14 protein-coding genes and 1 pseudogene are annotated in these 14,213 nt (G+C 62.4%); 12 read left to right on the top strand and 3 right to left on the bottom strand.

Going from position 1 to position 14,213, the window contains the following annotated elements:
- Window positions 1-91: 91 nt before the first annotated feature.
- The 3 genes from glgC to glgX are packed head-to-tail and all read left to right on the top strand — an operon-like array spanning window position 92 to window position 4,636.
- Window positions 92-1,354 (top strand): glucose-1-phosphate adenylyltransferase, encoded by a 1,263-nt coding sequence (glgC, locus tag LO787_RS08895; RefSeq protein ID WP_232495483.1) that lies wholly within the window; start codon window positions 92-94, stop codon window positions 1,352-1,354.
- A 7-nt stretch (window positions 1,355-1,361) separates the two neighbouring features.
- Window positions 1,362-2,825: a glycogen synthase GlgA gene (gene glgA, locus LO787_RS08890; protein ID WP_232495482.1), complete on the top strand. Its 1,464-nt coding sequence runs from the start codon at window positions 1,362-1,364 to the stop codon at window positions 2,823-2,825.
- A complete protein-coding gene (gene glgX, locus LO787_RS08885; RefSeq protein ID WP_232495481.1) occupies window positions 2,822-4,636 on the top strand; it encodes a glycogen debranching protein GlgX in 1,815 nt (604 codons plus the stop codon). The genes glgA and glgX overlap by 4 nt, the downstream gene beginning before the upstream one ends.
- On the opposite strand, the gene LO787_RS08880 is transcribed toward glgX, so the two are convergent.
- A complete protein-coding gene (locus LO787_RS08880) occupies window positions 4,630-5,427 on the bottom strand; it encodes a sugar transferase (protein ID WP_232495480.1) in 798 nt (265 codons plus the stop codon). The genes glgX and LO787_RS08880 overlap by 7 nt on opposite strands.
- A gap of 374 nt (window positions 5,428-5,801) precedes the next feature.
- On the opposite strand from LO787_RS08880, the pseudogene LO787_RS08875 reads away from it, so the two are divergent.
- A pseudogene (locus tag LO787_RS08875) lies at window positions 5,802-5,993 on the top strand (transposase); the annotation flags it as partial.
- A gap of 669 nt (window positions 5,994-6,662) precedes the next feature.
- Here LO787_RS08875 and LO787_RS08870 read toward each other — a convergent pair.
- A complete protein-coding gene (locus LO787_RS08870) occupies window positions 6,663-7,580 on the bottom strand; it encodes a LysR family transcriptional regulator (protein WP_232495479.1) in 918 nt (305 codons plus the stop codon).
- Window positions 7,581-7,708: 128 nt separating this feature from the next.
- On the opposite strand from LO787_RS08870, the gene LO787_RS08865 reads away from it, so the two are divergent.
- The 8 genes from LO787_RS08865 to LO787_RS08830 all read left to right on the top strand — a co-directional run bounded on the left by LO787_RS08865 (window position 7,709) and on the right by LO787_RS08830 (window position 13,305).
- Complete coding sequence (locus LO787_RS08865) at window positions 7,709-8,209, top strand: (R)-mandelonitrile lyase (protein WP_232495478.1); 501 nt, start codon at window positions 7,709-7,711, stop codon at window positions 8,207-8,209.
- Between the two features lie 15 nt (window positions 8,210-8,224).
- Window positions 8,225-8,470, top strand: a complete 246-nt coding sequence (locus LO787_RS08860; protein WP_232495477.1) for a tautomerase family protein — start codon at window positions 8,225-8,227, stop codon at window positions 8,468-8,470.
- 42 nt (window positions 8,471-8,512) lie between these two features.
- Complete coding sequence (locus LO787_RS08855) at window positions 8,513-9,241, top strand: SDR family oxidoreductase (protein ID WP_232495476.1); 729 nt, start codon at window positions 8,513-8,515, stop codon at window positions 9,239-9,241.
- A complete protein-coding gene (locus tag LO787_RS08850; RefSeq protein ID WP_232495475.1) occupies window positions 9,241-9,660 on the top strand; it encodes a carboxymuconolactone decarboxylase family protein in 420 nt (139 codons plus the stop codon). Before LO787_RS08855 ends, LO787_RS08850 begins: the two co-directional genes overlap by 1 nt.
- 78 nt (window positions 9,661-9,738) lie before the next feature.
- Window positions 9,739-10,086: a putative quinol monooxygenase gene (locus LO787_RS08845; protein ID WP_232495474.1), complete on the top strand. Its 348-nt coding sequence runs from the start codon at window positions 9,739-9,741 to the stop codon at window positions 10,084-10,086.
- Between the two features lie 256 nt (window positions 10,087-10,342).
- Entirely contained in the window at window positions 10,343-12,187 is a 1,845-nt protein-coding gene (locus tag LO787_RS08840) for a cation:proton antiporter (RefSeq protein WP_232495473.1), read from the top strand.
- Window positions 12,175-12,798 carry an OmpA family protein gene (locus LO787_RS08835; protein WP_232495472.1) on the top strand — a complete coding sequence of 208 codons (624 nt, stop codon included), beginning with the start codon at window positions 12,175-12,177 and terminating at the stop codon, window positions 12,796-12,798. The genes LO787_RS08840 and LO787_RS08835 overlap by 13 nt, the downstream gene beginning before the upstream one ends.
- A 270-nt stretch (window positions 12,799-13,068) precedes the next feature.
- Window positions 13,069-13,305: an extensin family protein gene (locus LO787_RS08830; RefSeq protein WP_232495471.1), complete on the top strand. Its 237-nt coding sequence runs from the start codon at window positions 13,069-13,071 to the stop codon at window positions 13,303-13,305.
- On the opposite strand, the gene LO787_RS08825 is transcribed toward LO787_RS08830, so the two are convergent.
- Complete coding sequence (locus LO787_RS08825) at window positions 13,265-14,188, bottom strand: LysR family transcriptional regulator (protein WP_232495470.1); 924 nt, start codon at window positions 14,186-14,188, stop codon at window positions 13,265-13,267. The genes LO787_RS08830 and LO787_RS08825 overlap by 41 nt on opposite strands.
- Window positions 14,189-14,213: the final 25 nt, after the last annotated feature.

The following is a 14,213-nucleotide window of genomic DNA, read 5'->3' as shown; positions in this document are numbered from 1 at the left end:
AGCGTAGCGAAGCAATCCAGAGCATTGGCTGACCACGCTGGATTGCTTCGCTACGCTCGCAATGACGAACATAAGAACGGAGAGATACCCGATGAGACCAGCTTCCGGCGCCCCGCTAGCGCGCGACGCCATGGCTTATGTTCTGGCCGGTGGCCGAGGCAGTCGCCTCAGGGAGCTGACGGACAACCGCGCCAAGCCCGCCGTCTATTTCGGCGGCAAGGCGCGCATCATCGACTTTGCGCTGTCGAACGCGATCAACTCGGGCATCCGCCGCATCGGCGTCGCCACTCAGTACAAGGCGCATAGCCTGATCCGCCACATGCAGCGGGCGTGGAACTTCATGAGGCCCGAGCGTAACGAAAGCTTCGACATCCTGCCCGCCAGCCAGCGCATTTCCGAACTGCTGTGGTACGAGGGCACGGCGGATGCGGTGTACCAGAACATCGACATCATCCAGCCGCACGATCCCAAGTACATGGTCATCCTTGCAGGCGATCACGTCTACAAGATGGACTACGAGCGGATGCTGCAGCAGCACGTCAACTCGGGCGCCGACGTGACCGTGGGTTGTCTCGTGGTGCCGCGCATGGACGCGACAGAGTTCGGCGTGATGCACGTCGACGCGACAGATCGCATCACTGCCTTCGTCGAAAAGCCCGCCAACCCGCCGGGAATCCCGGGTCAGGAACATATGGCGCTCGCCTCCATGGGCATCTACGTCTTCAACACCGATTTCCTGTTCGACCAGCTGCGCCGCGACGCCGCCGATCCCGACAGCAAGCGCGACTTCGGCGGGGACATCATCCCCTACATCGTCAAGCACGGCCATGCGCAGGCGCACCGTTTCTCCGACAGCTGTATCCGCGCGGCCGAGGAGATCGAGGAATACTGGCGCGATGCGGGCACGCTCGACGCCTATTTCGATGCGAACCTCGACCTGACCGACACCGTTCCGCAGCTCGACATGTATGACCGCGAATGGCCGATCTGGTCGGATGCGGTCGTGGCCGCTCCCGCCAAGTTCGTCCATGACGAGGAGGGGCGGCGCGGCCATGCGATCTCCTCGCTGATCTCGAACGACTGCATCGTCTCGGGCGCGCTCGCCAAGCGATCGCTGCTGATGACGGGCGTCAAGATGGGCAGCTTCTCCAGCGTGGAGGAGGGGGTGATCCTCCCCTACTGCAACATCGGCCGCAGCGCCCGCCTCAAGCGTGTCATCGTCGATTCCGGCGTGCGCATTCCCGAAGGCCTCGTCGTCGGTGAAGACCCCGAACTCGACGCCCGCCGCTTCCGCCGCACCGACAACGGCGTGTGTTTGATCACCAAACCGATGATCGACCGGCTGGGCTTATGAGGCTCCTATGACGTTGAAGGTTCTCTCGGTCGCCTCGGAAGCGGTGCCGCTGGTCAAGACCGGTGGCCTTGCCGATGTCGTGGGCGCGCTGCCGGGCGCGCTTGCTCCGCATGGTGTGGAGACGACCACGCTGCTGCCCGGCTATCCTTCCGTCATCTCCGCGCTCGGTCGCAAGCCGAAGGTGGTTCACACATGGGATTCGCTGCTCGGCACTCCGGCACGACTGCTTGCAGGCACGCTGCCGGACGGTCATCCGCTGCTGGTGGTCGATGCACCAGCCCTCTACGCCCGCGAAGGCGCGCCCTACACCGATGCGGCCGGGCTCGACTGGGCCGACAACTGGCAGCGCTTCGCCGCGCTGGGACGCGCCGCGGCGGACCTTGCGGGCGGGGCCATGGTGAAGCGCGGCAAGCCGCAGGGCTTCGACCTCGTCCATGCGCATGACTGGCAGGCGGCGCTGGCACCTGCCTACTTGCGCTATGCTCCCTTCGGCGCGACCCGGACGCCGTCCGTCATCACTATTCACAACATGGCATTTCAGGGCTGGTTCGGACCCGAGGTGTTCCTCCGTCTCGGCTTGCCGGAAAGTGCCTGGACCCTCGACGGGGTGGAGTATCACGGCGGTATCGGCATGCTGAAGGCAGGGCTGTCCAGCGCCGATGCAATCACCACTGTCAGCCCAACGTATGCGCGGGAAATCCGCTCGGAAGCGTTTGGCATGGGCCTCGAAGGCCTGATCGTCGAGCGCGGTGACGCTGTATATGGAATCCTCAACGGGATCGACGCCGATGTCTGGAACCCGGCCGCTGATGCGGCGCTGGCCGCACGCTATTCGCACCGTTCTCTCGACAAGCGCCGCGCCAACAAGCGTGCGCTGGAGACCGAGTTCGGCCTCGACGAAGGCGACGGCCCGATCTTCATCGTCATCACCCGCCTGACCTGGCAGAAAGGCATGGACGTCCTCCCCGAAGTGCTGGACCACCTTGTCGGAATCGGCGGAAGACTGGCCTTATTGGGCTCCGGCGATGCCGCACTGGAACGCGCGCTGATCGAAGGTGCGTCGCGCCACCCCGGTCGCGTCGGCATCCGCATAGGCTACGACGAGGCCCTGTCCCACCGTATGCAGGCTGGCGGCGACGCCATCCTCATACCCTCCCGCTTCGAGCCCTGCGGCCTGACCCAACTCTACGGCCTTGCCTACGGTTGCCTGCCTGTAGTGTCGCGCACAGGCGGCCTTGCTGACACCGTGATCGACGCGAATCCGGCCGCCTTGGCCGCCAATTGCGCTACGGGTATCCAGTTCGACGGCGTGAACTACGACGCTCTCGCAGCCGCGATTACCCGTACCGTCCAACTTCACGCGCAACCGGTCGTCTGGGAGCACATCCAGAAGAACGCGATGCGCTGCGACTTCTCATGGACCGCGAGCGGCAAGGCCTACGCCGATCTCTATGCGACGTTAACGGCATGACGATGCTCGGCGCATGGGTTGGAGAGGAAGAAACCCGCTTCGCCGTGCGCTCACCCCATGCGGACACGGTGTGGCTGTGCCTGTTCGACGGCGATGTCGAAACTCGACATGCGATGGAGCGCAGCGGTCCTGAATGGTCGCTTGCACTGCCCGGCAACCTCGCCGGTGCCCGCTACGGTTACCGCGCGACAGGCGAATGGACACCTCAACGCGGCCGCTGGTTCGACCCGTCGAAACTGTTGGTCGATCCCTACGCCGTAGAACTCGACCGCCGCTTCATCCAGAACCCGCGCCTGGCCGAGTTCGGGGCGGATACCGCCGGCATCGTACCGCGTGCTATTGTTCCGGATCAGACGGTTCCTCTGTCTCCGGAGCCTCCCCGCTTTGAGCGGGGCGGGCTTATCTACGAGGTCAATGTCCGCGCTTTCACCATGCTCCATCCCGAAGTGCCCGAAGATCTGCGCGGCACTATTGCGGCACTGGCGCACCCTGCGGTGCTGACGCACCTGCGCAACCTGCATATCACGGCCATCGAACTGATGCCGATCGTTGCCTGGATAGATGAGCGCCATCTGCCGCCGCTCGGTCTGGTCAATGCATGGGGGTACAACCCGGTCGCGATGATGGCGCTCGATCCCGGGCTCTGCCCCGGCGGGATCACGGAGCTGCGCGATGCCGTTGCCGCTCTTCATGCCGCAGGTATCGGCGTGCTGCTCGATGTCGTGTTCAACCATTCCGGCGAGAGCGACCAATTGGGCGGTGTAGTTTCCCTCCGCGGGCTGGATAATGAGGCTTATGCGCACGCGCCCGATGGCGCGCTCATCAACGACACAGGTTGCGGCAATACGCTTGATTTTGCGAACCCCGCAGTCCGCCGTTTGGCACTCGATGCAATGCGCCATTTCGTGACACAGTGCGGGATCGACGGCTTTCGCTTCGATCTCGCGCCGATAATGGCACGAGGCCCGGGTTTCGATCCTGCCGCGCCGATTTTTGCCGAGATCGCGAACGATCCGGTGCTTGCTGATCGCATCCTTATTGCGGAGCCTTGGGACATCGGCCCCGGCGGCTATCAATTAGGTCACTTCCCGCCGAACTGGCTGGAATGGAACGACCGTTTTCGCGACGATGTTCGCCGCTTCTGGAAGGGCGAGGGGAATATCGGTACTCTGGCGACGCGACTAGCGGGTTCCACAGACTTGTTCGGGCTGCAGGATGCGAATGGGTGCCGCTCGGTCAACTTTCTGGCTGCGCACGATGGTTTCACGTTGGCCGATACAGTCGCCTACGCAAATCGTCACAATTTGGCCAATGGTGAAGAAAATCGCGATGGTCATGGTGAGAACTTCAGCTGGAACAACGGTGTTGAAGGGGAAAGCGGGGATGCCGGGGTAAAGGAAAAACGTCTTGCTGACCTTAAGGCGTTGCTTGGCACGCTGTTTGCCTCAACGGGCATTATCATGTTGACCGCAGGCGACGAGTTTGGACGCACTCAGTTGGGCAATAACAACGCCTATTGTCAGGACAACGCGACAGGGTGGGTTGATTGGGAAGTTCGCGATCGCGAACTGGAAAGTCACGTCTTTGCGCTGGCGGCCGCGCGCGCAGCACATTTGTCGTTCCACGCGCGCTTTCCCGAACCGATGACATGGTTGACACGGGAAGAGCACCTCATGACGGTAGGGGATTGGGAATCCCCCCACGCGGACTGGCTCCGTTGCAAGGCTTGCAGCGAAGGTACAAGTTTCGCCATTGATATAGACCGTGCAGCGCGAACGGTGGCAATCCTGTACGAAGCATCCGCTCAATAGACTCCTCTTGATGCGAGGACTGCGGGGACGGTCCGGAGGCAAATTCCGATGTCATAAAGCGTCGATTTTCGCAGGGCGTACCGTGCGTCGAGCCGGATACGGGTATCGTATGCTATCTCGTTGCGACCACTTACCTGCCAAAGCCCTGTAAGCCCGGGACGAACGGAACAATAAGCCGCAAACCTGCTGCCGTAGCGTATGATCTCCGTCTCGATGATAGGTCGTGGGCCAACGACGCTCATATGTCCGGCGAGGATGTTAAACAACTGAGGCAACTCATCGAGGCTGCTTTTGCGCAAGATCGAGCCAATTCCCGTGATACGGGGATCGTTCCGCAATTTCTGATCACGCTCCCATTCTGCGCGCGCATCAGGTGATTGGGCGAGGAGTTCGGTCAGGACATCCTGCGAATTCACCACCATCGTGCGGAACTTCAGGCAGGGGAACGGTTTGCCGTCTCGCCCGATGCGTGACTGGACGAAAAGAACCGGGCCGGGTGCCGAAAGCTTGATCGCCAGTGTCGTAAGCACCAGAAACGGCAGGAAGATGAGGATCGCCAGCAATGATATCGCCACATCGAAAACTCGCCCGGTGACGGAATGTTGGCCGATCAGCGGAGAGTGAGAACAGGTGGCCTCGGTAAAGCGTGGGAGAAAAGGCTTGGCATCAGCCACCCAATGAACAGGTTTCGGACTTGGCAGGATTTGTCGGTTTATAAGCCCGGCGTCTACCGGAAAGATACTGGACGGCTCGTGCTGCGCCGTATCTCTGAAAGTCGAGAGAGCTTCCATGGTCCACCCGTCTGAAAGATGCAGGCATAGCGCTGGATGGCCGGCTGCATCTTGGTTGACGGCATGTTAATATAAGTGGGGTGACGGTCAATAATGCGTCGCTCAATTGCGGAGTTATAAGCATCGATTTGCGATTATATTTTGACGATTTTTAAGATGAAAGTTAAGGTTATCGTCAGAATTTTTAATATAATTCGGTATTAATACGTACTTCAATTTGGATCATTATGGTAATTTTGCGGAGAAGATTAGATCGGCCTCGAAGGAGTTTTCATACGGGCTGACGTGCCCCCGGATATTCCTCCAAGCTTGATTGGAGTCTGCCGTGATGGAAGGACGGACGAATGAAGCGAGCAAGGTTCACGTAAGAGCAGATCATCGGCGTGCTGAAGTAGCGGGAGGCTGGCGCGAAGACTGCCGACCTGGCTCGTCGCCACGACGTGTCGGAAGCGACGATCTACAACAGGAAGGCCAGGTATGGCAGTCTGAAGGTCTCGAAGGCCAAGCGGTTGCGCGCGCTCGAGGACGAGAACGCTAAGCTGAAGCGACTGCTGGCCGAGGCAATGCCCCCAAAGGCGGTCTTCGGGGTCGCAGCGACCGAAGCGCTCGGGTTTGAGGTGGGGCCGGAAAATTTCACCGCTGGCGACAACATGCTCTGCTTCCGGGTGATGCGCCAACGGCTATATGATCGTGCGCAGGGGCGCGGCTGATCCGAACAAACCTTTCGACCTTCCGGATGAAGATCGCGCTTGAACTGAAGGGCGGCCCAAGTTGGTTACCCATTTAGGTCGAGAGCGCGGCACCGGGCTAGCCGCCGCCAAGCGCGATCAGTTTCGCGCTTCTCACGGGCGGCTCTATTGTGAACGTTGCGGGATGAATCCTGTCAAAACATTCGGCTCGGAGATGGGTGAAGCTTGCATCGAGATTCGTCACCGCTGATATGCAGGTCGCCGAAATGGAAGGCGGCCATCGAACTAGGCTTGAGGAGTTGCAGTGCCTTTGCGCGAACTGTCATCGGGTCACCCATCGTGAATTCAAGGCGATGGAGTTTAGGTAGCTGGCAGTTGTTGGTACATCAGCGTGATGGCGAGACAGTAATGCGCCCCTTCCATCCATTTTATCGCACTCACAACAGTGCCAAAAGCTGCCGTCGGGACGAACTGGATATCAGGCCAAGCTATGCCCGCATCATCCCGCCAGATCAGAAGTCGGCGTCATTCCAAATACGGTTACATCTATCGGTTCGTTCTGTGCAGAGGATCTAATTCTCGAATGAGATCAATAAGAAGTCGCAAGGCGGTCGGCACTTGTCGCCGTCCTGAATAGTATGCATGAAATCCTTCGCCCATGGACGCCCAATCGTCCAGGACGAGTTGCAGTGCGCCACATTGTAAATGAGGCCTCAATATCGGTTCCGCACCGTAGATGATGCCGACCCCTCCTAGGCCGAAACTCAGAGCGGGGTGGCTACTGTCAACGGTCAAGGGTCCTGGCATCGTGACGGAGACTGTCTCCTCGCCGCGCTCGAACTCCCAGTCGTACACTTGATCGTTGCCCAGACGGATGCGGATACAGCGATGATTTTGGAGGTCTTGCGGGACGACCGGCGTGCCGAAGCGTTCGAGGTAGGCCGGGGATGCCGCTGCGACCCAGCGGATGTCCGATGAGAGACGCTGTGCGATCATGTCTTCCGGCACCGTGCCGCCGTACCGTATGCCGGCGTCGAAGCCGCCGGCGATCACATCGATCAGCCGATTGCTGACGCTGATGTCGACCTCCACCTCCGGATAGCGCTCGACGAAGATGGGCATCACAGGCCCGAGCAGAAGCGGCACTGCATCTTCGAGGACGTTGATCCTGACCCGGCCGGTCGGCGTATCGCGAAACCGGTTGAGATTTTCTGCTGCATCGCTGACGGTCTGCAATGGGCCCTCGATCGACGCCCGAAGTTCCTCGCCGGCGGCGGTAAGCGTCACGCTTCTTGTGGTTCTGTTCAATAATCGCACGCCGCGCCGCGCCTCCAGTCCGGAGATGGCGTGGCTCAGCGCAGAGGTCGTTACGCCCATTTCCAAGGCCGCTCGCCGGAAATTGGCATGGCGTGCAATGGCGAGAAAGTAGAGAAAATCGGCGAGGTCGGTACGACTGATCTGCATCGGCTCAGCCTATCACGCTGTTGAGCTGCATTCATCAGTTCATTGCTTGGCAGGGCGCTAATCCCGCTCAACCAGGTGGCCTAGATAGGCGTCATGCCGATCGTCCAGAGCGGGCGGTCGTGAACGGGATGCCTGCCATCATGATCAAGCGCGCAATCATTCTTGCCGGTCTCATGGCGGTCACAGGCGCCGCATCGGCTCAGGAAGGACCGACCCCCATGGACATCGCACGCAAGGCCGATCTCAAGACCGTTGACGCCCCATCCGAATATTTCACGGGCAAGGTCACGATCACCGGGCAGTTTCAGCGTCCCGACCCGTCGCGTGTCAGCGGCGCCATTGTCCATTTTGAGCCGGGCGCCCGCAGTGCCTGGCACACGCATCCGGCGGGACAGACGCTGATCGTGACCGAAGGCGTGGGCTGGACCCAGATCGAGGGTGGCGGAAAATATGAGTTCCATGCCGGCGACATTCTGTGGTGCCCGGCCGACCACAAGCACTGGCACGGCGCCACTCCGCACGAGGGCATGACCCATATTGCCATCCAGGACACGGTCGATGGCAGGAATGTCGTGTGGATGGAGAAGGTGACCGACGAGGAGTATCTCGCCCCGCTGGCGAGCGACTGAGCCATGCCGCACATCGTGGTGAAGCTCTACCCCGGCAAGTCCGAGGCCCAGAAGCGGGAATTGTCCGCTGCGATCGTCGGCGATGTGATGCGCATCCTGAATTTCGGCGAGGAGGCGGTGTCGGTCGGGTTCGTGGAAGTCCAGCCAAGTGACTGGTCTTCGCTTGTGTACGAGCCTGACATTCAGGGGAGATGGGCGTCGCTGGCCAAAACGCCGGGTTACGGTCCGGGGCCGAGCGTCGCGAACAAAGGTGAAGGCTGAAAAATGAACCCTGTTTATGATTTCAAAGGGCAGGTCGCGCTGGTGACCGGTGCCGCCAAGGGTATGGGGCTTGCTGCTGCGCGCGCCTTTGCCGAAAATGGCGCCGCGGTGTTGCTGGCCGATATCGACGGGGCACTGGCTGTGCAGGAAGCGCAGCGGATTGTCAGCGAGGGCGGCTCCGCGATTGGCACGGCCTGCGATGTCGCCGACGAAGTTCAGGTGGCGGCGATGATCGACCTTGCGGTCGCCCGCTATGGCAGGCTCGACATGGCGTTCAACAATGCCGGAATCCAGGTGCCGCCGTCCGACGCAGCCGACGAGCCGCTCGAGCACTTTGAGCGCGTCACCGCCATCAACCAGCGCGGGGTCTGGGCCTGCATGAAGCACGAACTGCGGGTGATGCGGGCACAGGGTTCCGGCGCGATCGTCAATTGCTCGTCGCTTGGCGGCCTTGTCGGCCTGCCGCAGCGCGCCGCCTATCACGGTACCAAGCATGCGGTGATTGGCATGACCCGAAGCGCCGGTGTCGAGTATGCGCCGCGCGGCATCCGCATCAACGCCGTGTGCCCCGGCACGATCGACACGCCGATGGTGCAGGACATGCTGGCCGGTCAGCCCGAGGCCATGACCGAGATCATGAAGGAGCAGCCTATCGGGCGGCTCGGCCATTCCGACGAAATCGCCGCCGCCGTGCTGTGGCTGTGCAGTCCGGCAGCGAGCTTCGTGATCGGCGCTGCGCTGCCGGTCGACGGCGGCTTTACCGCGCACTGATGATGCTGGACGCCCAGTTCAGCCGACGAACCGCGATTTTTACGGCCGCCATGGCCGCTATGCCATGGCCGCTCACTGCAGGAGCAGAGATGATGCCCATCGAACCGACCAACGCCCGCAAATCCTTCGGCGACATTGCACCGCACCTCGCCGAGATCACCGACAAGGTGCTGTTCGGCGACGTCTGGGAGAACGCGGCGCTGAAACCTCGCGATCGCAGCCTTGTGACGATCACCTGCCTTATTGCGATGTATCGCATCAATGAGATGCCGTTCCACATCAAGAAGGCCCTCGAAAATGGCGTGACCAGGGACGAGATCGTCGAGACCGTCACCCAGATCGCCTTCTACGCAGGATCGCCGCCCGCAATGACGGCACTTCCGATCCTGAAGCAAGCGTTCGAAGAAGCGGGCGTCTGAGTGCCTGTCGCTTGGCCCTCACGCATATTCGCGGCATCTATGGGCGCGGTTGCGCTCGCCTGCTCAGGAGGCAATGTCATGGCGGTACCGGTGAGCCAGCCCATCGTCCGGATTGCGGAACTGGACATCGATCCGGCACAGCTTGATGCCTATAAAGTGCTACTGAGCGAGGAGATCGACGCCTCGGTTCGTTTGGAGCCTGGTGTGCTTTCTCTGAATGCCGTCTCGGTGAGGGGAGATCCGGCGCAGATACGCATCCTTGAGATTTACGTCGATCAAGCCGCCTATGAAGCGCATTTGAAGACGCCGCACTTCCTCAAATACAAAAGCGGCACCGCCACGATGGTGCGATCGCTCAGGCTCATCGAAACAGATCCGATCCTCTTGCGCACCAAGAGCTCCGATGTGGGGAGCCGCGATCACTGATCTTTTTACGTAGCCGGCACTCAATTCTGTTTTGTGCATTGCCAGCATTATCACGTGATTTACTTAAGGCCGGATAGGCACTTGAAGGCCAGTCTTGCTAATTCAGGATAGAGAAGCAGATCTTCCGCACTTGAGTATCGAGAGGTTTTGCCGAGGCTGTCAGCATCAATGTCATCCGACGTAGTAAGCGATCCCGATACGGATTTGAGGGATTTCGCCGGTTACATTCGTGCGCCTGGGGCGTTATCCCCCTCCTATGGAGCAACAAGCCCTTGTTTTCGCGCTGATCGGCATCCTGGGGATCGGCGCGCAGTGGATCGCCTGGCGTACCGGTTGGCCTGCCATCGCCCTCATGCTGGGGGCAGGCGTCATCGCCGGTCCCGTCACCGGACTCATCGTCCCCGAGCATACCTTCGGCGAACTGCTGGAGCCGATGGTCTCCATCGCGGTCGCGCTGATCCTGTTCGAAGGCGGCCTCAGCCTCAACTTCCGCGAGCTGCGCAAGACCGAGGGCGCGGTGACGCGCCTGATGATGATCGGCATCCCGCTCGGCTGGGTGCTGGGCGCGCTCGCGTGCTACTATGTCGCAGGGCTGGTGTGGCCGGTCGCGATCCTGTTCGCGGGCATCCTCGTCGTCACCGGGCCGACCGTGGTGATCCCGCTGCTGCGCCAGAGCAACGTGGCGCCGCGCCCGCGCGCGATCCTCAAGTGGGAAGCGATCGTCAACGACCCGTTCGGCGCCCTGTGCGCGGTCATCACCTACGAATACCTGCGCCGCGTCGATGAGGGCGGCACGTTGCTCTCCGTCGTCGCCGCGCTGCTCGGCGCGGCGATCGTCGCGGGGCTTATCGGCTACGCCACGGCGCGCGCGATCGCCTGGGCCTTCCCGCGCGGGCACGTGCCCGAATACCTCAAGGCGCCGGTGCTGCTGGTCGCCGTCATCGGCACCTTCGTCCTCTCGAACCTGATCCAGCAGGAGACCGGCCTGCTGGCGGTCACCGTCATGGGCGTCGCCGTCGCCAACATGCGGCTCGATTCCCTGCGCGACATCCATCCGTTCAAGGAGAACGTGACGGTCCTGCTGATTTCGGGCGTCTTCGTGCTGCTTTCCGCCTCGCTGGACTTCGAAGTGCTGCGCCTGTTCGAATGGCGCTTCCTCGCCTTCCTGCTGGCCTTGCTGTTCCTCGTCCGGCCGGCCACGGTGCTGGTGGCGCTGGCCTTCAGCAAGATTCCGTGGAACGAGCGCCTGCTGGTGGCCTGGATCGCGCCGCGCGGCGTCGTCGCGGTCGCCGTCTCCGGCCTGTTCGCGCTGCGGCTCGACCAGCTCGGCTATGGCGACGGCAGCATTCTGGTGACGCTGTCGTTCTCCGTCGTCGTCGCCACCATCGTCGCGCACGGGTTCAGCATCCGCTTCGTGTCGCGCTGGCTCAAGGTCACGGGCGCGACGCAGAAGGGCCTGCTGGTGGTCGGCAGCACGCCGTGGAGCCTCTCGCTCGCACGCCAGCTCCAGTCGCTCGACCTGCCGGTGATGATTACCGACACCAGCTGGCAGCGCCTCTCCGCACCGCGTCAGGCGGGCATTGCGACCTACCATGGCGAGATCCTCGCCGAAGCGACCGAGGAACGGCTGGACCTGACGCAGTTTCAGGTACTTGTCGCCACGACCGAGAACGAGGCCTACAACGCGCTCGTCTGCAGCGAATTCGCGCCCGATATCGGCCGGGATTCGGTCTATCAGCTCGGCGGCTCGGGCGACGACGAGGACCATCGCAGCCTGCCCGAAGCCCTGCGCGGGCGCGCGATGTTCGGCTCCGGGCACGGGGTCGAGGAGATCATGCAGCGCGAGGCGGCGGGCTGGACCTTCCGCAAGACCCGGATCAGCGAGCAGTTCGACTTCGACGACGCCCGCTCGGCCTTGCCCGACGAAGCCGACATGCTGTTCGTGCTGCGCAGGGACGGGCGTATCCGCTTCTTCACGCATGCATCGCGGCCGACGCCGCAGCCGGGGGACGTGGTCGTTTCCTACGGCCCATCGCGCCATGCCGACCCCGACAACAACCGCCCGACGAGGAAGAAGGAGGCGAGCGAATGGGAGAATTGAACAGAGGCGCGAGGGCCGTTCCGATGGCCTGCGCGGTGGGCCTCGCCCTCGGCCTTGCGGCCTGTCAGGCACAGGACGGATCGCGCGCGTCACATACCGATGCCCCCGCGACCGGCGCTGTCGAAGAGGAAGCGGTCGTCACGCCGGAGCCGGAAAAGAAGTCGATCATCCGCGAGGATATCGAAACGCCCGCGACACCGGCACCGGTTCTGGAACCCGAGACGCTGATGATCCCATTCCCGGCGAAGGGCGCTGCGCCGGACGAGACCGGGCTTGCCGTTCTTGACGAGTTCATGACCCATCCCGTCTTCAAGGCCGAGGGGCCGATCACGATCTGGGGACACAGCGATTCCAAAGGCTCCGACAGCCAGAACCTCGCCGCATCGCGCCGCCGTGCGGAGGCGGTCCGTGATTACCTCGTGAAACAGGGCGTGCCGCGCGATCGGATCACCGTCATCGCCCTTGGCGAAGCACGGCCGATCGCCCCCAACCGCAAGCTCGACGGATCGGACGACATGGAGGGGCGCGCGAAGAACCGCCGCGTCGAGATCAAGGTCGACTTGCCGCCTCCGCCGTCGGATACGGAAGCGGCGTCCGGCACCGGCGGCTGATGCGCGCCGCTCACTATCGATTAGCCGGACACATGGGGCACTGCCCGCAAGTTCGCGTCACGGCGCGATGACCGCGATGTCTGCCGGGCGTTTCTGCGCCGTAGCGGCATTACAGTCACCGCTCTGCCCCCTCTAGGTGCCGTTCAGCGCCGTCCTGACGACCGCAAGGTTTTGGCGGCTCCAGCGCATTTCGATGTTGCTCTGTGACCTGCCGGAGCGCAGGCAACCTGCGCTATCGACGCCGGTCTCGCCCGCTGGCTTCACCGCGACGTGCAGCCTGCACCCGAAGCGATGTTAGGGGAACGGGTCGTGCGCCTGGAACATCTGGGTACCGCAAATTGCCGCAGGATCGGCGGCGGGGAGACCGGGAACTGGAGCGAACATGCTATAGGCAACGCCATCGACATCGCCGCCTTCGTCCTGGCTGACGGTCGGCGGGCTGGAGCGCATGCCGCTAGGCCGTCGTTCACTTTGTCGGGCTGTTTCCTGTCAGCCGTTCCGAGATGAAATCGACGAACACGCGAAGCCGCGCCGGCACGTTGGTTCCGCCCAGGAAAACGGCATGGATCGCCTCGACATCGCCGGGATTATAGGCTTCCAGTAGTGGCACCAACTGGCCGGACGCCAGTTCGGGCTGGACGCTGAACCGGCCGACCCGCGTGATGCCGACGCCATCGGCCGCCAACTGCCCTAATGTCTCACCGTTGTTCGCCTCGATGGTCCCGCGCACGCTGAGCGCATAGGCGCGCCCGTCTTTGCGGAAGGGCCAGACCGGCTCGGAGCGGCGAAAATTGAAGTTCAGGCAGTTATGGTCGTGGAGATCCTCTGGCACGACCGGCGTGCCGTGCCGGGCGAGATAAGCCGGGGAGGCGACGATGACGCGGCCATTCTCGCCCAGCTTGCGGGCGGTCAACGGGCTGTCAGCCAGCGGGCCGAAGCGGATCGCGACATCGGCCTGACCACCGGCAATGTCCACCAGTCGGTCGCTCAGGCTGATGTCGACCAATATGTGCGGATAGCGCTGCGCAAATTCGCCGAGCAGCGGCACGATGCACAGCCGGCCATGCGAATGGGCGGCGCTGACCCGCAGCCGCCCACGCGGAGCGCCGCGATCGGCGATCGTCTGTTCGGCCTCGTCCAGATCGGCGAGGATGCGACGCGCGCTGCCAAGATAGGCCTGGCCTTCCGGAGTCAGAGTCAGCGCGCGGGTCGATCGCAGCAGCAGCCGGACTCCAAGCCGATCCTCGATCCGGTCGATTGCACGACTTACCGCCGACGGCGTAAGGCCCAGCAACCGTCCGGCGGCCGAGAAACTGCCTTCCGCGACCACCGCCGCGAAGGTTTCCAGCGCCCGCGCCCGGTCGGCATGAAAGGGCATCTTTTCATCCATTGCAAAGATCCTTCGCTTGGAATCC

Source organism: Novosphingobium kaempferiae (assembly GCF_021227995.1).
Taxonomy (GTDB): domain Bacteria; phylum Pseudomonadota; class Alphaproteobacteria; order Sphingomonadales; family Sphingomonadaceae; genus Novosphingobium; species Novosphingobium kaempferiae.
The sequence above is the reverse complement of the archived record's forward strand: the minus strand, read 5'-3'. Positions and strand labels throughout refer to the sequence as shown.

Excerpts from the sequence above, each read along its gene's own strand:
- glgX (WP_232495481.1), top strand. The coding sequence starts at position 2,822 with ATGACGATGCTCGGCGCATGGGTTGGAGAGGAAGAAACCCGCTTCGCC.
- LO787_RS08845 (WP_232495474.1), top strand. The coding sequence starts at position 9,739 with ATGGCGGTACCGGTGAGCCAGCCCATCGTCCGGATTGCGGAACTGGAC.
- LO787_RS08850 (WP_232495475.1), top strand. The coding sequence starts at position 9,241 with ATGATGCTGGACGCCCAGTTCAGCCGACGAACCGCGATTTTTACGGCC.
- LO787_RS08865 (WP_232495478.1), top strand. The coding sequence starts at position 7,709 with ATGCCTGCCATCATGATCAAGCGCGCAATCATTCTTGCCGGTCTCATG.
- LO787_RS08880 (WP_232495480.1), bottom strand. The coding sequence starts at position 5,427 with ATGGAAGCTCTCTCGACTTTCAGAGATACGGCGCAGCACGAGCCGTCC.
- glgC (WP_232495483.1), top strand. The coding sequence starts at position 92 with ATGAGACCAGCTTCCGGCGCCCCGCTAGCGCGCGACGCCATGGCTTAT.
- LO787_RS08825 (WP_232495470.1), bottom strand. The coding sequence starts at position 14,188 with ATGGATGAAAAGATGCCCTTTCATGCCGACCGGGCGCGGGCGCTGGAA.
- LO787_RS08835 (WP_232495472.1), top strand. The coding sequence starts at position 12,175 with ATGGGAGAATTGAACAGAGGCGCGAGGGCCGTTCCGATGGCCTGCGCG.
- LO787_RS08870 (WP_232495479.1), bottom strand. The coding sequence starts at position 7,580 with ATGCAGATCAGTCGTACCGACCTCGCCGATTTTCTCTACTTTCTCGCC.
- glgA (WP_232495482.1), top strand. The coding sequence starts at position 1,362 with ATGACGTTGAAGGTTCTCTCGGTCGCCTCGGAAGCGGTGCCGCTGGTC.
- LO787_RS08840 (WP_232495473.1), top strand. The coding sequence starts at position 10,343 with ATGGAGCAACAAGCCCTTGTTTTCGCGCTGATCGGCATCCTGGGGATC.